Origin of the sequence: Aeromonas sp. s8, assembly GCF_040907785.1 — a bacterium.
Lineage (GTDB): Bacteria > Pseudomonadota > Gammaproteobacteria > Enterobacterales > Aeromonadaceae > Aeromonas > Aeromonas veronii.
The window spans coordinates 170,336-194,455 of record NZ_JBFOCL010000040.1 but is presented as its reverse complement, the minus strand read 5'-3'; the positions used below and the strand labels follow the sequence as shown (position 1 = coordinate 194,455).

Annotated in this window: 18 protein-coding genes; 11 read left to right on the top strand and 7 right to left on the bottom strand. The window is 45.1% G+C overall.

Annotation, left to right across the window (positions count from 1 at the left end):
* The first annotated feature begins 188 nt into the window (after positions 1-188).
* The 4 genes from AB5Y86_RS13690 (at position 189) to AB5Y86_RS13675 (ending at position 8,068) form a co-directional block, all read left to right on the top strand.
* Entirely contained in the window at positions 189-3,563 is a 3,375-nt protein-coding gene (locus AB5Y86_RS13690; protein ID WP_368193062.1) for an AAA family ATPase, read from the top strand.
* Between the two features lie 15 nt (positions 3,564-3,578).
* Positions 3,579-4,748 (top strand): cell division protein ZipA, encoded by a 1,170-nt coding sequence (gene zipA, locus AB5Y86_RS13685; protein WP_201952131.1) that lies wholly within the window; start codon positions 3,579-3,581, stop codon positions 4,746-4,748.
* A 99-nt stretch (positions 4,749-4,847) separates the two neighbouring features.
* Positions 4,848-6,050 (top strand): NAD-dependent DNA ligase LigA, encoded by a 1,203-nt coding sequence (gene ligA / locus AB5Y86_RS13680; RefSeq protein ID WP_368193061.1) that lies wholly within the window; start codon positions 4,848-4,850, stop codon positions 6,048-6,050.
* A 71-nt stretch (positions 6,051-6,121) separates the two neighbouring features.
* Positions 6,122-8,068 (top strand): BRCT domain-containing protein, encoded by a 1,947-nt coding sequence (locus tag AB5Y86_RS13675; RefSeq protein ID WP_323941349.1) that lies wholly within the window; start codon positions 6,122-6,124, stop codon positions 8,066-8,068.
* Between the two features lie 115 nt (positions 8,069-8,183).
* Here AB5Y86_RS13675 and AB5Y86_RS13670 read toward each other — a convergent pair whose 3' ends face one another.
* Both AB5Y86_RS13670 and AB5Y86_RS13665 read right to left on the bottom strand, forming a co-directional pair.
* On the bottom strand, positions 8,184-8,894 hold the full coding sequence (locus AB5Y86_RS13670; RefSeq protein WP_368193060.1) for a hypothetical protein: 711 nt from the start codon (positions 8,892-8,894) through the stop codon (positions 8,184-8,186).
* Between the two features lie 33 nt (positions 8,895-8,927).
* Positions 8,928-11,789 carry a UvrD-helicase domain-containing protein gene (locus AB5Y86_RS13665; RefSeq protein ID WP_323941351.1) on the bottom strand — a complete coding sequence of 954 codons (2,862 nt, stop codon included), beginning with the start codon at positions 11,787-11,789 and terminating at the stop codon, positions 8,928-8,930.
* 448 nt (positions 11,790-12,237) lie between these two features.
* On the opposite strand from AB5Y86_RS13665, the gene AB5Y86_RS13660 reads away from it, so the two are divergent.
* The 3 genes from AB5Y86_RS13660 to AB5Y86_RS13650 all read left to right on the top strand — a co-directional run bounded on the left by AB5Y86_RS13660 (position 12,238) and on the right by AB5Y86_RS13650 (position 16,180).
* On the top strand, positions 12,238-13,668 hold the full coding sequence (locus AB5Y86_RS13660; protein ID WP_368193059.1) for a hypothetical protein: 1,431 nt from the start codon (positions 12,238-12,240) through the stop codon (positions 13,666-13,668).
* Between the two features lie 450 nt (positions 13,669-14,118).
* Positions 14,119-15,219: a PIN domain-containing protein gene (locus AB5Y86_RS13655; protein ID WP_323941353.1), complete on the top strand. Its 1,101-nt coding sequence runs from the start codon at positions 14,119-14,121 to the stop codon at positions 15,217-15,219.
* A 1-nt stretch (position 15,220) separates the two neighbouring features.
* A complete protein-coding gene (locus AB5Y86_RS13650) occupies positions 15,221-16,180 on the top strand; it encodes a bacteriophage abortive infection AbiH family protein (RefSeq protein WP_368193058.1) in 960 nt (319 codons plus the stop codon).
* Positions 16,181-16,804: 624 nt separating this feature from the next.
* Here the strand turns inward: AB5Y86_RS13650 and AB5Y86_RS13645 are convergent.
* Positions 16,805-17,257, bottom strand: coding sequence for an antitoxin Xre/MbcA/ParS toxin-binding domain-containing protein (locus tag AB5Y86_RS13645; protein WP_368193114.1), 453 nt, complete (start codon positions 17,255-17,257; stop codon positions 16,805-16,807).
* Between the two features lie 110 nt (positions 17,258-17,367).
* Between AB5Y86_RS13645 and AB5Y86_RS13640 the strand changes: the two genes are divergently transcribed.
* The 3 genes from AB5Y86_RS13640 to AB5Y86_RS13630 all read left to right on the top strand — a co-directional run bounded on the left by AB5Y86_RS13640 (position 17,368) and on the right by AB5Y86_RS13630 (position 18,737).
* Positions 17,368-17,559: a hypothetical protein gene (locus tag AB5Y86_RS13640; RefSeq protein WP_033113929.1), complete on the top strand. Its 192-nt coding sequence runs from the start codon at positions 17,368-17,370 to the stop codon at positions 17,557-17,559.
* A gap of 114 nt (positions 17,560-17,673) precedes the next feature.
* Positions 17,674-17,973, top strand: a complete 300-nt coding sequence (locus tag AB5Y86_RS13635) for a hypothetical protein (protein WP_323941357.1) — start codon at positions 17,674-17,676, stop codon at positions 17,971-17,973.
* 353 nt (positions 17,974-18,326) lie between these two features.
* Positions 18,327-18,737, top strand: coding sequence for an H-NS family nucleoid-associated regulatory protein (locus AB5Y86_RS13630; RefSeq protein ID WP_241278963.1), 411 nt, complete (start codon positions 18,327-18,329; stop codon positions 18,735-18,737).
* A gap of 84 nt (positions 18,738-18,821) precedes the next feature.
* Here the strand turns inward: AB5Y86_RS13630 and AB5Y86_RS13625 are convergent, their stop codons facing one another.
* From AB5Y86_RS13625 to AB5Y86_RS13615, 3 genes are read right to left on the bottom strand one after another with little or no spacing between them, the layout of a single operon-like run.
* Complete coding sequence (locus tag AB5Y86_RS13625; protein ID WP_150389435.1) at positions 18,822-20,804, bottom strand: exonuclease SbcC; 1,983 nt, start codon at positions 20,802-20,804, stop codon at positions 18,822-18,824.
* Positions 20,804-21,313 carry an ABC-three component system middle component 4 gene (locus tag AB5Y86_RS13620; protein WP_150389436.1) on the bottom strand — a complete coding sequence of 170 codons (510 nt, stop codon included), beginning with the start codon at positions 21,311-21,313 and terminating at the stop codon, positions 20,804-20,806. The genes AB5Y86_RS13625 and AB5Y86_RS13620 overlap by 1 nt, the downstream gene beginning before the upstream one ends.
* Positions 21,313-22,536, bottom strand: coding sequence for an ABC-three component system protein (locus tag AB5Y86_RS13615; protein ID WP_190973262.1), 1,224 nt, complete (start codon positions 22,534-22,536; stop codon positions 21,313-21,315). The genes AB5Y86_RS13620 and AB5Y86_RS13615 overlap by 1 nt, the downstream gene beginning before the upstream one ends.
* Positions 22,537-22,873: 337 nt before the next feature.
* On the opposite strand from AB5Y86_RS13615, the gene AB5Y86_RS13610 reads away from it, so the two are divergent.
* Positions 22,874-23,134 (top strand): hypothetical protein, encoded by a 261-nt coding sequence (locus AB5Y86_RS13610; protein WP_150389438.1) that lies wholly within the window; start codon positions 22,874-22,876, stop codon positions 23,132-23,134.
* A gap of 95 nt (positions 23,135-23,229) precedes the next feature.
* Here AB5Y86_RS13610 and AB5Y86_RS13605 read toward each other — a convergent pair whose 3' ends face one another.
* Complete coding sequence (locus AB5Y86_RS13605) at positions 23,230-24,069, bottom strand: Fic family protein (protein WP_368193113.1); 840 nt, start codon at positions 24,067-24,069, stop codon at positions 23,230-23,232.
* Positions 24,070-24,120 lie beyond the last annotated feature (51 nt).

Sequence of the window (24,120 nt, the reverse complement as noted above, 5' to 3'; positions counted from 1 at the left end):
ACTGCCAGCATATTACAAACAAGCCTTTGATTTGGTAAAGTCGCCGACTATTCCTTATTTCGTGCCGTGGCGACCAAAAATCGGGCATGAATGGGGATGATGCCTGCATATTACACACAAAGCCGGGTCTGGATTTGGTAAAATCGCTTGCCCGCCTCCTCTTTATTTAGCCACTGATACAGGTCGCCATGCGTCTGAAACTGATCAAACTCGCCGGCTTCAAGTCGTTCGTCGAGCCGACCCGCATCGAACTGTCGGCAGACATGACCGCCGTGGTGGGCCCCAATGGCTGTGGCAAATCCAACGTCATCGATGCGGTGCGCTGGGTACTGGGGGAGAGCTCCGCCCGCCATCTTCGCGGCGAGAACATGACCGATGTCATCTTCAACGGCTCCATCAATCGCAGTGCGCACGGGCGCGCCTCGGTGGAGCTGGTGTTCGACAATCCCCACAATCGGGTGCCCGGCGAGTTCGGCCGCTTTACCGAGATCTCGGTGCGCCGCGAAGTGTTGCGCGATGGCTCCAACCACTATCAGATCAACGGCCAGAAGTGCCGCCGTAAGGATGTGACCGACCTCTTCCTCGGCACCGGTCTTGGCCCTCGAAGCTACGCCATCATCGAGCAGGGCACCGTCAGCCGACTGGTGGAGTCGCGTCCGGCCGATCTCAAGCTCTTTATGGAAGAAGCCGCCGGGGTTTCCCGCTACAAGGAGCGGCGCCGCGAGACCGAGCAGCGCATTCGCCACACACAGGAGAACCTGGAGCGCCTCGGCGATATTCGCGGCGAGCTGGGTTCGCGCCTTGACCACCTCAAAGCCCAGGCCGAAACGGCCGAGCGCTACAAACAGCTCAAGAGTCGTTCGCGCGCAGCTCGCGCCGAGCTGATTGGCTCCGAGTTGTGGGCGCTGGAGACGCGCCTGGGCGATGCCAAAACCGAGTTGGCGCAGGCCGAGCAGGCGCTGGCGGCGCTCGATGCCAAGCGCACCGCAGATGAGGGGCGCCACGTCACCCTGTCGGTCGCCAGACAAGAGGCGCAAGCCGAGCAGGCGAGCCGTCAGCAACAGATTTTTCTCGGCGGGCAGGCCATCGCCCGTCTCGAGCAACAGCAACTGCACCAGAGTGAACTGGGGCGCGACTGGCAGGCTCGTGCAGAGGCGCTCGGTGAGCGGATCGCCACTCGCAAGGCGCAGCTTGCCAGCCAGCAGGATCAACTAACCGAAGGGGTATTACGCGCCGAGCAGGAGAGCGCCCGGCTGGAGCAGTGTGAGCAGTTGCTCACCGAGCAGCAGGAGGCCCGCCAGCACGCCAGCGAGCAGCTGGAGCAGGCCCGCTTGCGCCAGCAGCAGTGGCAACAACAGTTGGCCGGGTTGCAGGGGCAGCTCAATCAGACCCGTACCCGGTTGGGTGGTTTGCAGGAGCTGCAAGCCAAGACCCGGCTGGCCCGCCTCAAGCTGGAAGATGAACGCGCTGGCCCCCTCGGTACAGAGGCCGACGATCTGCAACCGGCCCTCGATGCGCTGAGTGGTGAGCTGGAGCTGACGCGGGCGGCCAATGGCGAGCTGACCGAGCAGCTGGCGCAGGCGGTCGACGCCCATGAACAACTCAAGCAGCAGCATGGCCAGCAGTTGAGCCTGCAGCGGGAGTTGGAGGCGCGGCTGGCGACCCTGGATCAGATCCTCGGCGAACAGATGGAGGGGGCGACCCTGGCCGACCGGTTGCAGGTTGCCCCCGAATGGGCACAGGCACTCGATAAAGTGCTGGGGCGCTGGCTCACCGCAACGCCGGCGGACGAGTGCAATCTGGCGCAAGAGGGGCTCTGGATTGGCCCGGCGCAACCGGCGGTTGCCGGTACGCTGGCGGCGCAACTGGGCGGTGAGCATATTCCTGCCTTCCTCAACGCCATCTGGCTGGTGGAGAGCCGGGAAGCCGCATTGGCCCGCCAGCCAAGCCTTGCGGCCGGTGAGTCGGTACTGACTCCTGCTGGCGACTGGCTGGGGCCAAACTGGGCAGATCTGGGGCAGGGCGCGGCGCTTGGCACCATGGCGCTGCTGGGTGAGCGTGAGCGGTTGCATACCGAGCAGGAGAGGGTTGCCGAGGGGCTGGCACAGCTGAGTGAGCAACTTGTCTCAGCCGATGCCCGGCGCGCCCAGATTGCCAGTGCGCAGGAGTTGTCGCAGCGAACCTTGCGCGAGCAAGAGCAGAAATGGCAACAACTGCGCGAAGCCTGGAGCCTCCAACAGGGTCAGCGGCAGGAGCGGTTGCAGCGGCTCGGTCAGCTCGGCGAAGAGCTGATCCGGCTCGATCAGGAGCAGGCCGAAGAGGCAGAGCGACTGGCCAGCGTCCGTGAACAACTGGAACTCGATGAGGCGCGCCTTGCCGAGTTGCAAGAGCAGGGGGAGCCGCTGACGCAAGGGTTGCAGGTTGCTCAGGAGCTGCTGACCCGCTGCGAGCGGGCGGTCGACGAGGCCCGTGTGCGCCGCGAGCAGCAACAAGCGACCTGCCAACGTTTGCAACTGGAGTTGGGCAATCTGCGCCAACTCATTACCCTGGGCGAAGAGGAGTTGGCGAGGCTCGGGCTGGAGCTGGCCGGGCTGAAAGGGCCGGATAGCGAGGCAGTGCCGGATCTGGCGCCCCTGCTGGCCGAGCAGCGCAATCTGGAGGCGCAGCAGCTCGCCTGCCATCAACGGCTTGCGGAGCTGGAGCGCCAGCTCGGTGAGCTGGAACAGGCCAGAAGTGCCGATCACAAGCAGCTGGTGACGTTGCAGGAGAAGCTGGCAACCCTGCGCCTTGAGCGCGAACGCAACCTCACCCGTCGACAGGGGTTGCACGAGCAGTTCGAAGAGCTGGGGGTTCGACTGGTAGATCTCGATCAGGCGGTGTTGATCGCCGCTGATCGCAGCAAGCTTCGGCAGGAGATCCAGACGCTGGAGGCGCAAGTAGAAGCGCTTGGCGCCATCAACCTGGCGGCGCTGGAGGAGTATGAAGAGGCGAAAACCCGGGCAACCTACCTTGAAAATCAGTGTCAGGATCTCGAGCAAGCGCTGGAAACCTTGAGCCAAGCCATTAAAAGAATTGATAAAGAGACACAAATACGGTTCCGGGACACTTTCGATAAGGTCAACGAAGATTTAAAATCCCTGTTTCCAAAAGTGTTCGGTGGGGGCAGTGCCTGGCTTGAGCTTACCTCCGATGATCTTTTGGAGGCCGGAGTGAGCATCATGGCGAGACCTCCGGGTAAGAAGAATGCTACCATTGCCCTGCTTTCCGGGGGGGAGAAGGCGTTAACCGCGCTTGCGCTGGTTTTTGCCATCTTCAGACTCAACCCAGCACCTTTTTGTCTGCTGGATGAGGTGGATGCACCGCTCGATGAAGTGAACGTCGGTCGCTTCTGTTCTCTTGTCAAAGAGATGTCGAGCACAGTACAGTTCGTTTACATCAGTCATAATAAGGTCTCCATGGAGATGGCTGAGCAGCTGGTTGGCGTCACGATGCAAGAGCCCGGGGTTTCTCGCATTGTGTCGGTCGATATCGGTGAAGCCGTCGCTTTGGCTGAGCAAAACTAGAAAGAGAAGCAGCTAATGCAGGAATTGCGTTACATCTTGGTTGCCCTGGGCGGTATTGCCATCGCGGCATTGCTCATTCACGGGTTGTGGAGCAACAAAAAGAATCGTCAGGCACCGATCAAAGAGAAACCGATTGGACGGATGGACTCCAAGTCGCGGGATCGTGATAACGACGCCTTCGACAGCGATGGCATCGGCCAGGTACGCGTGGTCAGTGGTGGCCGTCGTGCCGAGCCCAAGCTGCGCAGTGAAGAGAGCCGCCAGCCGGAACTCGGTCGTCGCCCTGCCGTCCCCGCCTTTGATGATGAAGATGACGAGGACGATCTGCCGCCGCCCGTAGTGCGCAAGCCTGCTGCCCGCCCGGTTCCGCCGCCTCCTGTCTATGAAGAGGAGGAAGCGTTCGACGAACCGCTGCCCGAGGAGATCGACGAGGCGCCCGCCACGCCGGTGCGCAAACCTGCTCAGGTCAATCGTCGTACCCCGGTCTACCGTTCCCGTCCCCAGCGCGAGCCCATGATGCAGTCGCTGGATGACGAGCCGCTGGTTGAGCCCGCCTATGCGACCGCCCCGACTTTTGGTGCCCGTGCAGAGACAGTCCGTACCGCCGACACCGTTCGTGCCGAACCGGTGCGTGCTCCCGAGCCGGAATATCAGCCGCAGCCCCGCCATGTGGCTCCTGAGCCTGTTTATGAAGAGCCGGCCTATGTGGCACCTGCTCCTGTGGTGGAAGAGCCGCGCATGGCGCCCCAGCCGGTCGAGAAGATCTGGCAGGATGTCTATGTCATCAACCTGATGGGCCGTCCGGGTCACGACTTGCAAGGTGCGACCCTGCTCTCATCCCTGATGGCGCTGGGCTTCAAGTTTGGCGAGATGGATATTTTCCACCGTCACGAAGATCCCAACGGCAAGGGTGAAGTGCTCTTCTCCATGATCAACATGGTCAAGCCGGGTACCTTCAACCCGTACCGGATGGAGCAGTTCACCACGCCGGGTGTCTCTCTGTTCATGCAACTGCCGCTGCGCAGCAATGCCGCGTTTGCCTTCGAGGATATGCTGCAGGCTGCCGATCAGCTGGCCAGCGATCTCGATGCCATGCTGACAGATATGGATCGCAGCCCGCTGAGCGACGAGACCATTGCCCGTTACCGTCACGAGCTGGCTGCCTACGAGGCCAGTCGCGACTAATACGCCATGCGGGTCGAGTGAAGAAAAAGTGCGGTACCCAGGTACCGCATTTTTGTTTCTACCCCGGCCGTATGTTCAATCACACTTCGAGACTTTTTCATGAGCGATATCCTCTCCCGCCACCGTCAATTGTGTGAACTGCTTACCGAATATGGTCACCAGTACTATGTGCTGGATAACCCCACAGTGCCGGATGCCGAATACGATCGCCTGATGCGCGAACTGATTGCGCTGGAAGCCGAGCATCCTGAGCTGAAAACCCCGGCTTCCCCGAGCCTGCGGGTCGGAGGCCAGCCGCTGACGGCGTTCAGTCAGGTGCGCCACGAGATCCCCATGCTCAGTCTAGATAACGTCTTTAGCAGCGAAGAGTTGCAGGCGTTCGAACAACGGATGAGCGATCGCCTCAAGCGTGACGTGCGTTTCACCTTCTGCTGCGAGCCCAAGCTCGATGGTCTGGCGGTGAGCCTGCTCTATGTAAATGGTCAGCTGGTGCAGGCGGCCACCCGGGGCGATGGCGCCACCGGTGAGGAGATCACCGAGAATGTGCGCACCATCAAGGCCATTCCGCTCGCGCTGCGTGGCACTGGCTGGCCAGAGCGGCTGGAAGTGCGTGGCGAAGTCTTTATGCCCAAGGCCGGTTTCGAGGCGATGAACGCCAAGGCGCTGGCCGCAGGCGAGAAGGTGTTCGTCAACCCGCGCAACGCCGCCGCCGGCAGCCTGCGTCAGCTCGATTCACGCATCACCGCCAGCCGTCCCCTGAGCTTTTACGCCTATGGCGTGGGGGTGGGGGGCGAGCAACTGGGCGACTCCCACTTCGGTCGTCTCAACCAGCTCAAAGCGTGGGGGCTGCCGCTCAGTCCCGAGGTAAAGCTCAAAGAGGGGGCCGCCGGTTGTCAGTCGTTCCACGACGACATTCTGGCCCGCCGTGGCGAGCTCCCTTACGAGATCGACGGCGTGGTCTACAAGGTGGATGCCATCGCCCTGCAAGAGGAGCTGGGCTTTGTGGCCCGTGCCCCGCGCTGGGCGACCGCCCACAAGTTCCCGGCGCAGGAAGAGATGACAGAGCTTGAGAACGTCGAGTTTCAGGTCGGCCGCACCGGCGCCGTGACCCCGGTCGCCAAGCTCAAACCTGTGTTTGTCGGCGGCGTGACTGTCTCCAACGCCACTTTGCACAACGCTGACGAGATCGAGCGCCTCGGCGTGATGATTGGCGATACCGTGATCGTGCGCCGGGCGGGGGACGTGGGTGTCACCTTAGTAGCTGATGTTTCACATAGACAGCACCACGCTATACTGGTCTAGTCTTCATAGTCTCCACTCTTGAGAGCAAGAGTTGCATTTAGAGGCACATAATAAATTTTTGGTATCAAAATATGAATGAATTTAAATTTAACGAAAAACAGCTTTCTGCAATTAATAAATTAGGCAAAAAAATAAAGAGAAAAAAAATTGAACAGGCAATTCTTAATAACTCTTTCAATGAACTTGATAATGATGAGCAAGAGATATTTCTAGAAGTTGCTAATGCTTGCTACCGAGTAGGCTTCCCTGTTATTGATGACTCAGAATATGATGTCTTCTATAACCAGTTTTCTAAAAAAGAACCAGCTAGTTCATTTGTTAATTCTGTAGAGCCAGAAGTGCTTCATCTGGGGAAAACTGTACCATTACCTCAGAAAATGTTATCAACAGATAAAGCATATTCCAAAGAAGAGATTCAAAAATGGCTTGAGAGAATTATTAATTCTGCAAATGAATTAAATATAGATGCAAAAAGTATAAGTGTACGCGTTACACCAAAGTTAGATGGCTATGCAGCCTACGATGATGGTGAGCGTTTGTATACTCGTGGTGATGGCGTTAAAGGTCAGGATATCTCAAGAGCATTTGAGCGAGGGCTTCAAGTTGCACAGAGCGGTGCACGAGGGCTTGGTGCTGGAGAAATCGTTATCGATAAAAAATATTTTGAAGAGAATCTAAGCCAGCACTTCGAAAACTCACGCAATATTCAAGCCGCAATAATTGCTGAAAAGAATGTAGATCCATTGGTTCAGCAGGCAATCAATGATGGGGCATGTGTTTTTTACCCATTTGTCCTACTTAAAAATTGGACTGGGCATTATGAGCAGTTGATGACTGACTTCGAGGACATTATTGATAGCATTTGGAATGCGGTTGATTATGATGTAGACGGAGTGATCCTGGAAGCAGTAGATCCCAGAATTAAAGAAAACATGGGCGCTACGCGGAAATTTCATCGGTGGCAGATTGCATTCAAAGTAAATGCTGAGTCCGCAGATGTGGAGGTTCTTGAGGTTACGCCTCAAACGTCAAGAACTGGAAGAGTTTCACCAGTTGCAGAGTTGGTGCCAACTAAGATTAGTGGTGCCACGATTAGTAGAGTGACAGTTCATCATTACAATATGGTCAAAACGAATGGTATTGGCAAAGGAGCTATTGTTCAGGTCGTTCGGAGTGGCTTGGTTATCCCTAAAATTGAAAAAGTAATTAAGCGGGTTGAACCACAAATCCCAACAAACTGTCCAAGTTGCCAGTCTCATCTAGTTTGGGAAGCAGATCACTTAATTTGTCAAAACAAAAGTGACTGTCCTGCTCAGACTGAGAATACATTGATTCATTTCTTTAAAACATTAGGTAACAATGATGGGTTTGGGCCGAAGGTTATAGAGAAGTTTACCAATAAAGGAATTAAGCACATACATGAAATATATGAGCTTAAAGCACATCATTTTTCTGGCTATGGCTTTGCAGAAAAAACAGCAAAAAAATTATTTGAACAGCTCCAGCTCAGTCGTAATGTAGAAATTGAGGATTGGCGCTTTCTATCGGCTTTTGGTGTAAGTCGCCTGGGTGGTGGTAATTGTGAGAAACTTCTTCGTCATTATTCTCTGACAGAAATATTTGATCTGTCTGCCGAGGATATCGGTAAGCTTGATGGTTTTGCACAACAGAGTTCAGAAGCGATTTTGGAAGGGTTGGCTAGCATTAAAGATGAGTTCTTTAAGGTCTACTCACTCGGTTTCAACTTGAGTATTACTCCCAAAGCATCCGATGATAGCCAGATTTCCACTCCTATTGCTGGGGCCACTATCGTTTTCACTGGCACTATGATTAAAGGCACTCGCTCCGACATGGAAAAACAGGCAAAGGCTTTAGGTGCTAAAGTTGCAAAATCAGTAACAGGTCAGACTACGTACCTTGTTACGGGAACAAAGGTCGGTGAAACAAAGATAAATAGTGCAAAAGAGAAAGGCGTTAAAGTTATCACAGAAGATGAGTATCTAGATTTAATTAGTTAAGTTTTGGGGTGTTAAAACTACTTATAATCTGGTGCAGAAGTAATAAATCCTGCACCAGATTATAAAACTTTTTGATATGAAAAATTCCAATTAATGTGAGATATGGCGGCTATCATCAAAACCTTTTTCTAAAGGGTTCATCAAAGCAGATGGCTCTTGCAATTTCACTTCTCATTTCTGTCTTCTCCTGCTCGTTCAAACTAACCAAGTTATGAGAAAACTCATTAAAAAACAGCACAGGCTTAAATAAATATTGTGTTGAGTCAAGAAATTCATGATTCACTCGCATCGAGAGATACTCAAGTTTATCAACGAACCTATTGTAAACCCAGCCACTTCTATGGCCTTTATTCCTGGCAGCCTCTGCAAGAACCTCTATCTCTCGCGTCAAGAATGAGTTAACCAGCTCAGCCTGGGCAGGAACATTTGCACACAATGTTTTAAATGAATCAACCCACCACCGCTTAAACGGAATAGAGGAAAATGCACAACTACCGCCAAGCCAGGTTGACCGATACCCAATCTCTAAATTTCGAGTCGCCTTGTTTGAAGACAAAGGGAAAAATTTTTCAATACTATCGAGTCGTGAGCAGAGACTGAAGCCTGCTGTCCCCTCTGCTTCGTATACCTCACCAGTGTTGTAGCTGCCGATATGGTGGTATAGAACCGTACCAAAGGGGGCACTGCGTTGGTCTTCTACTAACTGGTATAAAGCAAAAGACCTACAATCTCCCAGATCCCACCCAACCTTTAAATCTTCACACAGGCTAGCATTGGTAGAAAACGTACTATTGAATTCATTTATGATTTCGGAATACGTATCCATATGTCCCCCTACCTTAACTCACGTAATTAGTTATCATAAGCCTGCCTTGACCTTGATGGTAACCTTGCACTGGTCATCCTTAATCCCATAACCAGTACATCCCCAAAAGTCACCATACTGACCATTACGGATTTTCATTGGTCGTCCGCACTCAGGGCATATTTTAATTTTGCAACCACAAAGAGAATTATTGCAAACACTCTCATTCCTTGTATCAATTGATGGTGAGTGGCATTTTTCACACACTCTAGCCTTTCCTACAGGACAGCCAAAACCTGTGCTACAAGCATAGAAATCACTATACGGCCCCTTGACCAACCTTAGATAGCCATCTGTACAGTATGGGCACTTGAACCTTTTTTTTGATTCCTCACTGAATGCTTTTGAAACAACATTTATCTTGTATTTTGGCGAGAGTAACTCCGTCACAAAATCGGATGGTGCTGTAGGATTGGCAATAATGTAGACTTTCTTCCTTGCTCGGGTAATGCCTACATACAGTAGACGCCTTTCCTCAGAATGAGGATATGGGTCTAGAGATGGCAGCAGAGATTCAACTATAAGGTTGTCTTTATTTTCATTAGGGAATCCCATCTTTCCTTGAAAGAAGCCGATTAAAATTACATAGTCTGCCTCTAACCCCTTAGATTTATGAAAGCTCCAGAAGTTAACATTGCGCAAACTATTAGTCTGTTTTAATGCACTCTTAGCCTCATTTAAAAGATAGTTATAACGAGCAATAACTGCAATGCTTCCAGTCGCATCATTCTCTCTAATCTTTTGAACAACCTCAGCGACTCTTTTATTCAAACCTCCTTTTTCTGGGGATTTGTCATCAAGCAGATAAATCTGTGAATCTTCAACCACAGTATGCGTTTCTATATACTTTTTATACTGTTCAGGATTTTCCATAATGAACTGACCAGCAGTATCGGCAATGCTATTGTTATAGCGGAAGGTCTTTTGTAGTTTAGTAAGCGTGTAGCTACCAACGATTTCACCAAAGCGAGTTGTTAGCTCTAACTTTCCACCATTAAATCGATAAATAGACTGCCAATCATCACCAACGACAGTTAGTGATGGCTGTGGCCCATTATTAATGATGGTCTGAATGAACTCCATTCGAGCTGTTGATATATCCTGGAACTCATCAACCAGTATGTATCGCCATTCAGGAATATATTTTCCAGCATTCACCTCCTGAATCGCTCTGATTATCATGTCATCAAAGTCAATTGCATTCTGTTCTCTGAGCTCACTGATATATGCATTATGAAGCAAATCCAAAATTTCTGAGAGCTTCTTGGAATGATGCACACCAGTAGCATCGAACCTACTCTGTATGGGCTCTTTCGTGAGGCGTTCAACTCGAATTGATTGGAGGGCTTTTGTCAAAAGTTCACCCCAGCCTGTGATATGACCCATATCACGCAGCTTGCTGAACAATTCATCAGGAGATAATGGATTAAGAATGACACCATTATCTAACAGCTTTTTCTTGAGGTTTTCCAGTAAAACACCCTCTATCCATTCATAATGGAATGTCTCAATTAAAACAGTTTCACATTCATTATGAAGCATTCTTTTATTATTAATGGACTGATTATAAGAAACACGATCTATATCTGGCCTGGTTCTTCCATGACGGTCTATACCAAAATGCTCAATATAAAGTTCAGGTTCTATGATTTTAAAGTCTGGGCGATAGTCAAAACCAATATCAATACGCCGTTTGGTCACATATGGAGACTCATACTTATACTCAACACCATTCTCATAGAGGAAATTTGCTATAAGGAGTTCCTGATAGCCCTTAACGAGATCACTATTGAGGGTTCTAAATTCGTTGTCCCTGATATACGCTTCATATTCTGATTTTGACTTAAAATCAAAAGGGTTAACGGGTTCTGGGAACATGTTTATAAAGTCATAAATTCTATCGATATCTGATGATAAATATTCTTCAAGCCATGAGGTGACCCATAGTTTTAGCTTTACGTCATCCTCAGTAAAAATAGATATGTTGGTATCAACGTTTGAATTACGTAGAATCATCCTGCCTAACGCATGGAAAGTAGCAATCTCTGGAGTCGATTCTAGCTCAATATTAGACTTCTTAGCTTTATCTTCGAGCCGTTCACTTAGTTCGCCCGCAGCAGTCTTATTATATGCAAGAACCAAGATCTCCGATGGCTTCGCTAATCCTCGGTCTATCAAATCGAGGGTCTTAGCAACCATGACGGATGTTTTTCCAGTACCAGCTGCTGCAAGTACCATATTCCTATCATTTGAACGTAATACGCCTAAACGCTGTTCATTAGTTAATGGATTTGATTCTACTACATCAAAGAACTCTTTTCTTTTTATAAGTTGATACTCTTCGTGCTGCTCGCGTATGTAGTCAATATTAAGAGGATGGTATGATATTAGGTTTTTTACCTTCTCTATTAGTTCAGGATTTAAATATCTTTCCCATTGTTCGCTCTGGGCCTCATAGTCGCGGCTCAATGACATACATATCTGAGCAAGATTGATTACCCAAGAATCTCTTGGGTACTCTTCAAAAGCAAGACTATTAAACTCAGTAACTTTCTGCTCTATTGTTGTTGTAATGTGTTTTGCTATTAAAGTATTTAGCGACTCAACGAAGCTATCTGAATCAGCGCATCTAATAAATTTGTGTTTCTTAGTCTTACTTCCAATTTTGTAGGTAAGTATTCCGCCTAGGAGTTTTCGTTCAAAAGTTGCAAAACTCCTGAAATCGGATGCAGAGTCATTTTCTAAAATAGTATCTTTTTTTGAGGATACTAAATTATCTCCCTGCACAACAATAGTATCTGAGCCAAGGATTTTCCCAATGAAGTTAAATGAGAGCTTGGCTATGGAATCATTCATTAACAACTCTCTAATTAATGCGTCATGCGACTTATTTACTTGCCCACAAGTTGTGGTGCCAAATGAGTTATATCGTAACAGATTACAGGCGTTGTTTGGTCACAAACCTATGAGTAGAGAAAACTAGATGAGAGGGCGATCACACCGAGCTGAATCTAAGTTGTGGTTTGGGCCTGTGAAGCCAACTGGCTGCACACCAGGCTAAACCTCTTACTTCTCACCACTCGAAGTAAAGCTCTATCTGCTCACAGCAAGTGATGAAGATTGCAACTGATGCTGACTATCGCAGTTACCTCTCACGCACCTACGAAGGCCAAGACCAAGCGTATAGCTCAGCGAACCCTGTTGCTCGGCTTACGCAAAAAAATAGATGTGGTATTTATGATGTATATACAACATTTATTATTTCCACCATGATATGTGCATCGTCACTTAGGAGCTCATTCATATGGGAAGAACATCGTTTGTCATCAATCCTGAAAGACTGAGAGGTCTGCGCGTTGAATCAGGTCTGACCCAACAAATGTTGATGAGTAAGGCTTACAAGATTTTGGGGCGCTCTCCAGAGGCCGCTCCAAAAACCCTCATTGGTCATTACCAGCGAGTAGAAAAGAACGGACATACCAGCAAGGCTTTGGCTGATGCTCTAGCTCAAGCGCTTGAAACAACTGTAGAGGTACTACAAGGAAAAGATACTCCTGAGCCATATCACTATATAGATAAATTAGTCAAACAACTAAAAGCACAGCTGGAACTCGGCAATAACCTAGCGCTTAACACTGAGTTCTCTGAGTGGCAAAGAAAATATAATAGTGAATGTCCCGATATAGACGAAGACATCCATGGTTTTGCAAAAGATCTTGGCATCCAAATAGAACTGGCTCAATTGATTGGACAACCTGACGAGTTAATAAAACTTCGAGATATTACAGGTTGGAGTAGCGAGCAAATTCTAAATCCTGCTAATGTACATGGTCACTGGTTTATCCGTAAGACTGTAATGGACTCAATAAGTACAAGTTTGGAGTATGGCCTTAGTGAGATTATGTGGGAGGTACAAGATGTCATCAAGAAGGTGAGTCATTACTATACAGAGGATATGCATATCAGTATTAAGCATGCATATCCATGGATACATGTAGATCTTATCCACCCTAGAATGAGTGACTTCCATAAAACCACTTTCATTTTTTCAAGGACGTTACCTAAGCCTGATGGATTAAAATGGGTGTCACCTAGTGAAGCAGATAAATGGATGTTGTCTGAGCTAGACCGAATAGCATTTGATGAAGCAAATTTTGTAACCTTAAATGATGGTTTTAATTATCCATCAGACATAACAAATTTAAGACTGAAAATCATTGAGATAACTGATCATGCTAAGAGCAGGATTGCATATTCCGAAGATTGGTTTACTGACCAAGAAGATTCGGTATTTAACAGGTTTATAGTTAGTGGTAGATCTCATGCCTGGATAGTTAATAAGCTTACTAGTGGTCTAGCAGAGGGATTGCGTACTCATCTTCATCAACTACCTGAGGTCTCATGGAAGGTCAGTGCGAATAATGGAAGAATTAATTTAACCTGTGACACGTGGAGGTTATCTGCGGAAAAACGTAGAAAACTTGGCTTTTACAATCTAAGTTACACTATTTCGTTAGTTGAACTAATGCCTGATGGTAGCTATCGAGCTGCACCGTGGTCTAAAAAAGGCATAGAAGATGCAGCTAATAATATAACAAGACAATTACAGTGGGTATGGGCATCAGAAGATTTTGCTTCTGATGATGAGCAGATAATCCTTCACTTTCAGGAAATAACCAAGTTTGGAGAAACAGTTGTAGATTTAACTAACTCATCCTCGCTGGAGGAATCATGAAATATTCAGCGTCTAAAGAAGTAGATGATATAGTGCGGAAATATATCAGACGAAACTGGAGATATAAACGAGGTAAAAAACATGGTCTGCTATATCCCCCAAAATGTGGCTTATTCATCGTAGTGCCTGGATCACCCAGTGATACCCTTGCAGGGTGCATTTTTAATCAAGAGATAAGGCGACTAGAAAGGCGTGTACAGATCTAGTTATCACCTGACACTGGCCTTAAACCGGTGTCTTGTTTGTGTGCCCTTCCTTTGGTATCAAGTTGAAGCCGTATGCAACATCGGAAGTAACCATAATAATTTAAAGTAATTCCTCATCACACCTTGCTAATTTGTTACTTGTCCAAAACTTGGCAATGAATTAATATGCATCTAGTTTTTAGAAATTGATTGTTTTGTTAATTTGTTTTTTGGCAATTTACCGCATGTATTCAAGGTATTTACTATGGAATTAAAGACAAGGCTAGTTTTTATAGATACAAGTGCTTTTGAAAAGAAAAACTATCAATTTGGACAATATGCACTTGGTCGTCTTCAAGAACTAATTGAGGATGAGAAAATTCACTTGCTCATTACTGATGTGACAAGAAAAGAGATCGACTCTCATCTTAAACGAAAATCTGAAGAAGCAGCTTCTATGATAAGTAAGATGCAAAGAGATGGGATGTTCCTAAGAAACACTCCCGACCTTGACTGTCATGGAATCTTTACCAAGGTTAAAGGTGAGGATATTTATACTGTTGTCAGTAAGAAATTTGATGATTTTGTCGAAAGTGGCTACGTTGAAACAATAAATGTAAGCATTGTTAACCCTCAACTTGTATTTGATGCTTACTTCAACAACCTCCCACCTTTTGGCAAAGAGTCAAAAAAACACGAGTTTCCTGATGCATTTGCGCTAGAGGCTATTAAACAGGTGAGCTTGGCTAGAGGGAATGCCGTCTATATCGTTAGTGACGACGGCGATATGAAATCCTTCTGTGAGAAAGAGGATAACTTCATTCATCTTGAAAAAGTAGATGACCTAATTGACTTAATTGTGCGAAGCGACAAAGCGTACAAAGAGCCAGCCGAATTTGCTGATGAAGTTTTCGAACAACTCCTAGAACAAATCAAAGTGGATGCCCTGCAAGCTATAAAAGATGGCGAGTTCAACTATGAACATGCAGACCCTTTCGATGATATTATCAATTCTATAGAAATCAACTCACTGAGTATTGAAAAGAAAAGCTTGCAGAATGTCGATGCCGAGGGCGCTGAATACGAAGTAGAGTTTGAGGTGGTTGTTACGGCAGAGTACCAATTTTCAGATTATGACCGTTCACCTTGGGATCCTGAAGACAAGCAATATGTATTCATCTTGAGTAATGAGTCAATCGTAAAACACAAAGAAACATATACTGCTCACCTAACACTTGCCTATCCAGATGGGTTGAAAGCTAACGCACACATTGAAGAGCTTTACTTCCAAGACACATATTTTGAACTGACTGATGGTGACTCAGAAGTCATTAGCTTCAAAGAACTAGATATTAATGGTGAATAACATGAAGCTGTATGTAATAGGTAATGGATTTGATGTTCATCATGGCCTTGACACTAGGTATACATCTTTTGGACTTTATCTCAAAAAGAACTATAGGGAAACTTATGAACTATTGCTCGACTATTACGGGTTTGCTGATTTAGACCCAGATTGTCCAGCAACAATATCAGACCCTTTATGGTCTGAATTTGAAACAAGTATGTCACTGCTTGATAAAGACTCTGTTTTGGAAGCAAACATGGATGCAATGCCAAACTATTCCTCAGATGACTTTAGAGACCGAGACAGATACACGCTTTTAATTGAAATGGAGAGAATACTTGGTCTTCTGACCACTGAACTGTATAAAGCATTCAAAGAGTTCATTTTGGCTGTGCAGTTTCCTATGTTTGATCATGGCCGTTCAGTAAATATTGATAGGGACGCTCTCTACCTCACATTCAACTACACAGATACACTTTCTCAATACTACGCAGTTCCCGATGAGAACACATTATTTATTCACGGAAAAGCCAATACACATGTTGATGAGTTAATTCTCGGTCATGGTGTTGACCCTGATAATTTCAAAGAGAAACCTGCTGAACCACCATCAGGATTGAGTGATGAAGACTTAGAGCGTTGGATGGATTATCAATCTGATCAATATGACTATTCATTCGAGCTTGGTAAAAATGCTATTAATCAGTATTTCTCCGCCACTTTCAAGAGCACAGTTCAAGTCATAAAAAATAATGAAGACTTCTTTGCAAAGCTTGGCAACATTGATGAGGTATATGTTCTCGGTCACTCATTAGCTGACGTAGATTTACCCTACTTCAAGAAGTTGGTTCAATCAGTCAGACCTGATGCTAAATGGGTTGTGACTTTTTATGATCCTGATGATGAGAAGAAACACGGTGACACTCTAAAAGGATTTGGAATAGCTAACGTTGCTGTTGTCAGAATGGAACAGATCTAAAAAAAATTCTGAAAATATTATTAACGAATTCGATGGATTCCAATTTTTTTTGTACAGGTCTAGTCTAGTTATCACCTGACACTGGTCTCAAACCGGTGTCTTGTTTAGGCTACTTTCGTGCGCAAAAGGTATTTGAGCAAAAGAGCTTATAGATGGAGAGGATATTCAGATTTACAAAGCTAAACACGATATTAAGAAACTAATTTACGAGTGTAAATCAATAACCACTATTGATTACACCATATAGCGTGAATCCCGTATGATTGATGTATGCACAAGTGAAAGTAGTTTCATTTTACTATTCCTTGCCTTCGGCAATAATACAACCAGATACTGTATGGGGCTGTTTTTGTTATAGTTTACAATAGGAGTGTTTTGATTTGGCAATAAGCGGAGTTATTGATGAGATAATGGCAGTGGGTGTATAAAACTGGTTTATCTTCGCTGCGTAGCAGCGGAATAATAGTGAGCCGCTCAAATTTGATTCAAGCTCTCATAATTAGTAAATGGACAGTTTCCCGAATTTTTCAAGTGGGGGGTGTGGAAAAATTCTGAAAATCATTCTGTTAGATGGAAGTTTAACCAACTGAGCTGGTTTTATCCTCACAGTCCCCGGCTTATTGCTTATATGCAAACCCCATGCTGAATCCGTCCCACCAGATCGATAACAGCCTGAACCCCCATTGGTGTAGCCAACAACTTAGCTGGGGCTACACCACCTAGCCCCCAGGCTGTGCGGTTTAACCAAGACAGTGTCTTGACGGTATCGTTCCTGTGAAAGGCGAGAACCACATCGAGAGCCTGTGCAACTCCGTATACCCTGGCACCCTGCGATATTGATAGGGGGGCTGTAATCCGCAGCTTGCGGGCCAGTGTACTCCGGCTAATACCAGCCCACTGGCAAACCATCCCCACATCAGTCTTCATCAATTCAGCGAGCCGATAGAGTATGTCCGGTGCTACGCCAGCCACGATCCATTGATGTGCTCCTAGTGGGTCACGAGGAATACCAAGACCTTCTAGGAGCTGGTTCGGAGTAGCTGCGTCACTACTAGGATGATAGGTTGTATAGGGCATCATGTAGCATTCCTCATTGTACAAACACGACCTCTCATGAGCTATCCTACCCCAAACTGCCATGTTGAGTGGAACATTAACACAGAATGCCCCTGCATTGAGGAGGACTGATGACCGAGTTGGTCTGTACTGAACCAGGTTTAGGCATTGAGCTGGGGACTACTTTTCAGGTTCTATCGGAGAACGGCTCTGAATGGGAAATCCTGTTGGGTAATGAATACCGAAGGGTCAACAAACGCAGCGGGCGCGTTACAGGTTGGAAAACACCTCCAAAATTTGAGTGCAAAGACATCCAAAAATAACAAATGAGAGTTCAATGCTGGTTATGCCAGTGATAAATAGCCAGCCCAGGTTACTCCCACATCAAAAGCAGAAGATATTATAGTTTTCATAAAGCCTTAAATAAGGAGCTTAGCATGCTCGTAAAAGAAATTGTGCCAACAGAGCAAGTTGTCGATGTCCTCTGTGATGTCTGTGGTCGTAGTACAAAAACAACTGTTGGAACCAACCAATACGGCTCGTTATCGGCGGATTTTGGCTATGGTTCCCGTCACGATGGTGAACGTTATAAGGTGCATCTGTGTGAAATGTGCTTTTTCGGTACACTCGCAACAGTGAGGGAGATGCATCGCGGGGATCATATGTTTGACGATGACTATGAGGCCGCAGACCCAAATACATTTGGGCGTGATTATTCTAATAGGGAGATAATCTGAATAGTATGCCCCTATATTCGAGGTTGTGTGGAGAGAACTATTTCCTATCATCGACTCATTCTGTGAGCCAATGATATTCTCCAATCGGCTCATTTCGTGAGCCGATCAAGATCGTTCATCGGCTCATCTGGTGAGGTGGTCTCAACGCTCACTACCACCTAGATTTAATTTTTGGTTACATAGTTTCATTGCAGGTTGGAGCTAGGCCACTAAACAGCTCCGAACGCGATTTCGCTCACGTCTTTTTGAATAATGCTACTTCTACAATCGTCTTGGTGCCAAAAACAGTGGTGCTAATGCTGGGGTTGAGAGATAATTTCATTGATATAAAAGTGTGATACATGAGGATAAAAATGAACGATTTTTTGAAAACTTTGTTGAATATCCGTAGTCTGCGAGCTGCATTGCGTGAGTTGTCATTTGAGCAACTGGTCGAAGTTAAAGAAAAATTGGATGAGGTTTTTGCTGAGCGTGAGCAGCAAGAAACCAAATTGAGAGAGGAATCTGCCGAGCGCCTGCAAAAATTGGCTGAGTTCACCGAGATGTTGAAAGAAGCAGGCATCGATCCGAGCGAGCTGGTTGGCACTGCGGCTCCAGCGAAAGCTGATGGTTCAGCCAACAAAGCCAAACGCGCTCCTCGTCCTGCCAAATACAAGTATAACGAGGACGGTCAGGAGAAAACCTGGACTGGCCAAGGTCGTATGCCCAAGGCCATCGCAGAAGCTGTTGCGAGTGGTCGAGCATTGGAAGAGTTTTTGATCTAGTGCAGAGAGCCCATGCCTATGTGGCATGGGCTCAATGTAGAAGTGATTATGTTATCCTAATAGTGTGCTTTACAAGTAAGAAGGTTAATTCACTGCATCATCAATAAAGCCAACAGGCAGTCCATCTGCTCTTTCTGAGCTGAAATGTGCAACAACAAAATTCGATATTTTATCTAAGATATGATCAGGAACATCATTATCTACAAGTATGAATTGACATACTCGATCCTTCAGAAAATAATCATTCGATAGATTTATAATATACTCATAGATATTTTTATATTTTTCAGGATCTGATACAGCCTCTCTAACATCATCCTCTTCTGACGTGCCATCTATGTTTGATTTTCCTTTCTGAGTTTTTCCTAAATATTTACCAACGGTGTCGATCATTAAAAATGAAGGGTAACTCATATCTGAGTTAAGCGCTTCTTTCATCAGTGAACATAAATAACCAATACCAACTATAGTACGTAGGCCACCCGAGGTTATGTTCGAATACTCGATATTACGAACTTTCGGTAAATACTTTCCTTTGGTATAACCAATACCTGTCGGGTTTTTAATTTTCACATAGAGCAAATATTCTTTTAAGTGATCTGACAAGGTGGAAAAGACATCCTCCATTGATGGGGCTGAGGCCTTCAAAATATCTAGCTTATCATTTAGCTCCTTTAAACTTAACTCTAGTGATTCTATCGTGGTTGTCAGTAAATTATGTTGATTTCTAATTTTTAATCGGTTAACAAGCTCTTTCCTGTGCTGTTTGAGCTCTCCTAGCTTGGATACAAAAGTATCTCTCTCGGCTAGATATGGTGTTGATAGTTCTATTGTCTGCTTATCAAGTAGCACCCTAGCTTCGATTTCAGCCTCTGATAAATCTTTAAGCTTAGCTTGATCCATTTCCCATTGGCGTTTGGCTTCACCTATTATTAATTCAGAGTTTTTAACTCGGCGGTTAAGTGCATTTATTTCATAATTTATTTTATCTATAGAAACCATATCAAAGCGTTGTGCTGCAAAACCAACGTTAAGATTATTATCACATATCGGGCATAAGGTGATTCCTTCTGGTATATCACCAATCGATTTTCTTGCAGATACAGATGCCCTGAACTTTGCAATATCAATTAGATAGTCATTTTTAAGTCTAGTGAACCGCTCCACTTTAGTTTGGTTCTCTTGTTGCCTTTGTATGAGAGATCTTTTATCCAATGTGATCTGAGTTATAGTTGAATGAAGTGCTCGATAGAGATCATTGTCAGATGTTAATCTAGTATTGAGATTAAGGATCTGCCTCTCAATTTCTAGAATTTTTTGATCTACATTATCAACCAGAGAGTCCAGAGTTGACATGCTCCCAAAATCAGATTCTCGCAAGAACTCTGAGACCGATTTAAACTTCCTATCTAATTCATTTCTCCGTAGTGTTCGAGTCGAAATATTTTGCTGAACATCTGAAATCTGGCTATCCAGAGCATTAAATATATATTTGAACACCTCGGCATTTTTAGTTTGGAGTGCATAGTTTTCAGGTTGTAAAAATATTTTACTTCCTAAGTCATCTTGATCTACATAACAGAACTTGAATAAATCACGAAAGCTAAGGCGTGCTAACTTCGAATCATCTTTTGTTGGAGATTCCTTTATTTTTACATTGTTGTAGCCAAGAGCAGTGAAAAGAAACTCAGAATAGAATTCCATATCATTATACTGACTGCTTGAACTAAAACTTGGGTTATATTTTCTCGCAGCATATTGCTCAATCAGATCAACGGCGCATGGATAGACCTCTATTGGTATTAATGCATCAAAAAGATCTCTTTTTATAGTATATCTTTGCGAGTTTAAAGTTACATCGAGTAGGCAATAGCGACCTGATGATTCAATCTCAGGATATAAAGAGAAAGTCTTCGCTCCCAAAAGATAGTCTATTAAGTTTAGTATGCTTGATTTACCCGTCGCTGAGTCACCATATATAATATTTACTCCTTCGTGAAAATTTACAGAGTAATTTTTTTGCACACCGATGACAACTAATTGATTTATGAGTATGCTGCTAGCCATTATAAATAGTCCCGTTTTAAAATGCTTTGTAGAGCAGAGTTGAATTCTGTATCACTGATGCTTATAACGCGAGTAAGTTTCTCACAGAATAGTTTAATTTCAATGAAATGCTCTTCTTTCAATTCATCGAAAACATTTATTCCTTTGGTCGTCAAAGTATAAAAAAATCCTTTGCTTTCTTTATATGTGACATCAATAAGTTTCTTGGAAATCAAGACGGCTAAAAGCGATTTTAGTAATGAGCGATCAAACAATGGTTCTAAGTTTGGTGATATAGATGAAATAGAAAAAGAGTCAATTTCTGACAATCTAATATTGCCTTTACCTGTTTTATTTAAAAATAAGTTCAATACAACGGGGTTTTTTACAAGAAAATAAAAAGCATGAAGCTTTTCATTATTAAGTTTGAGAGTGTTCCTGCTTGTCTTAGAGAGAGTACCAATGATTATTATCATAATGCCTATGTTAACATAGGCATCATCATCAGCGTTCATGAATAGAAGAGACATTATGCTGACTCCTTTTTATTTAGGTCTCGTTCTTGTGACCACCAAATATCAGAGTCTGGCCTATTTGCAAGTTGATGAAGCATACCTTTTTTATGATATGACTGTAGAGTTGGAATCATACTTTTAAGTAAAGCTGAATCTTGCTCTGTTATCTTTGTGTGAACTTGTGATAATAAAATACCTGGATTTATGGCAGGATCTGCTAGGTATCTATCATAACTATCTTTATATAACTGACGAATATTGTCATACAACTTTTCAAATTGTTTTCTATCGTGTGATGACTTAAACAATCTAGTGGCATACTCGGCATTGAAAAATAGTTCTATCGCATGATCTTTTGTTGCATTCGCGATATTGGCAATAATTAATTTAATGACAAACATTTCATCATTAAAGTCTTCAGTAAATAATGGTTTTTGATATCCAACTTCTTCTAGAGTCATATATCTATGTGCCTCTTCAATAAACTGCACAACAGCGAGATACACGATGGAAGAAGTTGTCTCGGGTTTTGAAATGGAGTTATGATCCTCAGTGACAGGTATTATGTCTTTTTCAATTTTATCTATTGCTACTGCACTGTATTTTGTCACGATAGAATCATAACTACCATAGAAGTACTTCGTCGCTGGCTTATATTCTAGATCAACCCATCTCTGATTGAGAGTGTTGATAAACGAATTCACTGGATTAAGATTGTCTATTTGTAAGTTACTACTAATTAAACCACCAAAAACAGACAGCTCTGCACCTTGATGTGGCACCGCTAAAGAAATAAATAACTTTATTTTAGTGTGACCTACTTCTCTTATCTCATTAGAAATAAGAGACTTTGTGATTAATCCTCCCATGCTATGAGCTATAACATATATGTTCTCATATTGAGATAACGTAATCCTTAAATGGCTGCTTAGCGTTTTAGCTAGTTCGTCTATATCTAAGTTTTTTTCTTTTCGGTGTGTTGTGTTGTTTAAAATTGATTTAAACCATCGAAATTTTTCAGTTGTTTTAGCAAATAAATCCAACAAAGTACTGAAATAGCTATATGAAGCCACATCAAAATGTTGCCCAACATACGGGTTTTCTAATAACATTTGTGGAAATAAAAAACCGTTTTTATTCTGCCATGTGTTATTTACATCGCCTGTAAAGCCATGGACAAATAGAATTAAATTTTTATTGTGAACATTGGTTTTATAAAAAATAAAATTGTTATCCATGTTAAATGCCTTTTCCATAAACTAAAGTTACTGCTGTTAAAATAAATTTGCTCCAGAGGTAATCACAGCGAGCTTATAGTCAGACTCTCATCATTAACATACATATGCAAGAGTTCACACAGACAACCATATGATTTGTATCAATAATGTGGTAAAACTTGTGTTGCATCGCATTTTTAGAAGACCAATCCTACACTCTGTAGAGACCATACGGATGGTGTATAGAGATTTGTTGGATGCTGGAGCTTAGATGCCGTGGACGTTCATTTAGAAATGATACATTACTTTTTTGAATGTTAAGCTTTATGCAGAGTAAATCGAAAGGGAACATTAAGAAATGAGTAGAACGTTAGAAGAAATTTTAAAGTCTGAGTCATCGACTGTTGTCCACAAAGCTCGAAAAATGGCAGATGAGCAATTAATTAAAATTCAGCTTTGTAGACTGCTTTCTCATCTGGACATGGATGCTGTTTTTGAAATAGACACCGATATAGTAAATGGTTTATTAGCTATTAAGCAGTTAGTTGAAAGCTGTGATGGTCGTTTGAATTTATTTGTCCATATGCCTGACGGCACTCATCATGGCGTAAAAATTTAATTTATGAACTTCATCAGTTCGTAAATCGAAGCTTTAATTCACCAGATGAAATCAACTCTTCCAGGGGTCCGAACAAGTTAACAGATAGAGTCTTTTCAGACTCCCACAGTGGAGCCAATATCGCCCCAACGGATCTGATAGCGTGTATTGCGTCCGCCACCAGGTAATTTCTCAATGCACCCCCTATCCACCAGTTGCGCAAGATGGCGTGTAGCGGTCGCTTTGCTTACTCCGGCCACTTTTTGATACTGGCTTGCATTGATGCCATTTTCAAAACCCTGTTCGCCGCCATCCAGTAAACGATTCAGCACTTTGGTTTGCTCTGGACTCAGATCGTCATTACAGTGCCGCAACCAGAAAAATGTCTTGGCGAGAGAACGATCAATAACCTGTAATGCCAGCTCTATGGAGTAATCCAGTGTGTCGAGAAACCAACAAAGCCAGGATGTGATATCCAGCGTGCCCTTCTGTGCTGACCCCAGTGTCCGATAGTAGTCTGCCCGCCGTTCTAGAATGGCAACTGACATGGCATACAGCCGGATGCTGTGGCTGTCAGCCTGTGACAGCGCGAGATCGGTCAGTGCCCGCGTGAGCCGCCCATTACCATCATCAACGGGATGCAGGGTCACGAACCAGAAATGGATGATTGCTGCACGAAGAAGGGGATCCATCGTGGGGTCATGCTGAGTCTGGTTAAACCAGGGGATGAACTCGGCCAGTTGATCGTCCAGAGCGGCTCTGGGTGGAGCCTCAAAATGCACGGTAGGGCGATCAACACGCCCAGAGACAACCTGCATCGGCTCATCTCCTCGCAACTGCCCTACGTTCATTGGCTGCACCGACCATTCGTTGGCGGGGAACAGCCAACGATGCCATTGGTAAAGCCGCTCAATCGTCAACGGCTGTCCATGATTGTCGATGGCATCCAGCATCATGGCCGCGAGCCCCTCTGAGCGCTCTGATACTGGATATGACTGAGTTTGTGA

Coding starts and splice junctions, on each gene's coding strand:
- AB5Y86_RS13665 (WP_323941351.1), bottom strand. CDS start 11,789: ATGAATGATTCCATAGCCAAGCTCTCATTTAACTTCATTGGGAAAATC.
- AB5Y86_RS13635 (WP_323941357.1), top strand. CDS start 17,674: ATGCTCGTAAAAGAAATTGTGCCAACAGAGCAAGTTGTCGATGTCCTC.
- AB5Y86_RS13650 (WP_368193058.1), top strand. CDS start 15,221: ATGAAGCTGTATGTAATAGGTAATGGATTTGATGTTCATCATGGCCTT.
- AB5Y86_RS13640 (WP_033113929.1), top strand. CDS start 17,368: ATGACCGAGTTGGTCTGTACTGAACCAGGTTTAGGCATTGAGCTGGGG.
- AB5Y86_RS13620 (WP_150389436.1), bottom strand. CDS start 21,313: ATGTCTCTTCTATTCATGAACGCTGATGATGATGCCTATGTTAACATA.
- AB5Y86_RS13630 (WP_241278963.1), top strand. CDS start 18,327: ATGAACGATTTTTTGAAAACTTTGTTGAATATCCGTAGTCTGCGAGCT.
- AB5Y86_RS13615 (WP_190973262.1), bottom strand. CDS start 22,536: ATGGATAACAATTTTATTTTTTATAAAACCAATGTTCACAATAAAAAT.
- AB5Y86_RS13675 (WP_323941349.1), top strand. CDS start 6,122: ATGAATGAATTTAAATTTAACGAAAAACAGCTTTCTGCAATTAATAAA.
- AB5Y86_RS13690 (WP_368193062.1), top strand. CDS start 189: ATGCGTCTGAAACTGATCAAACTCGCCGGCTTCAAGTCGTTCGTCGAG.
- AB5Y86_RS13605 (WP_368193113.1), bottom strand. CDS start 24,069: ATGATGCTGGATGCCATCGACAATCATGGACAGCCGTTGACGATTGAG.
- zipA (WP_201952131.1), top strand. CDS start 3,579: ATGCAGGAATTGCGTTACATCTTGGTTGCCCTGGGCGGTATTGCCATC.
- AB5Y86_RS13610 (WP_150389438.1), top strand. CDS start 22,874: ATGAGTAGAACGTTAGAAGAAATTTTAAAGTCTGAGTCATCGACTGTT.
- AB5Y86_RS13655 (WP_323941353.1), top strand. CDS start 14,119: ATGGAATTAAAGACAAGGCTAGTTTTTATAGATACAAGTGCTTTTGAA.
- AB5Y86_RS13645 (WP_368193114.1), bottom strand. CDS start 17,257: ATGCCCTATACAACCTATCATCCTAGTAGTGACGCAGCTACTCCGAAC.
- AB5Y86_RS13670 (WP_368193060.1), bottom strand. CDS start 8,894: ATGGATACGTATTCCGAAATCATAAATGAATTCAATAGTACGTTTTCT.
- AB5Y86_RS13625 (WP_150389435.1), bottom strand. CDS start 20,804: ATGGCTAGCAGCATACTCATAAATCAATTAGTTGTCATCGGTGTGCAA.
- ligA (WP_368193061.1), top strand. CDS start 4,848: ATGAGCGATATCCTCTCCCGCCACCGTCAATTGTGTGAACTGCTTACC.
- AB5Y86_RS13660 (WP_368193059.1), top strand. CDS start 12,238: ATGGGAAGAACATCGTTTGTCATCAATCCTGAAAGACTGAGAGGTCTG.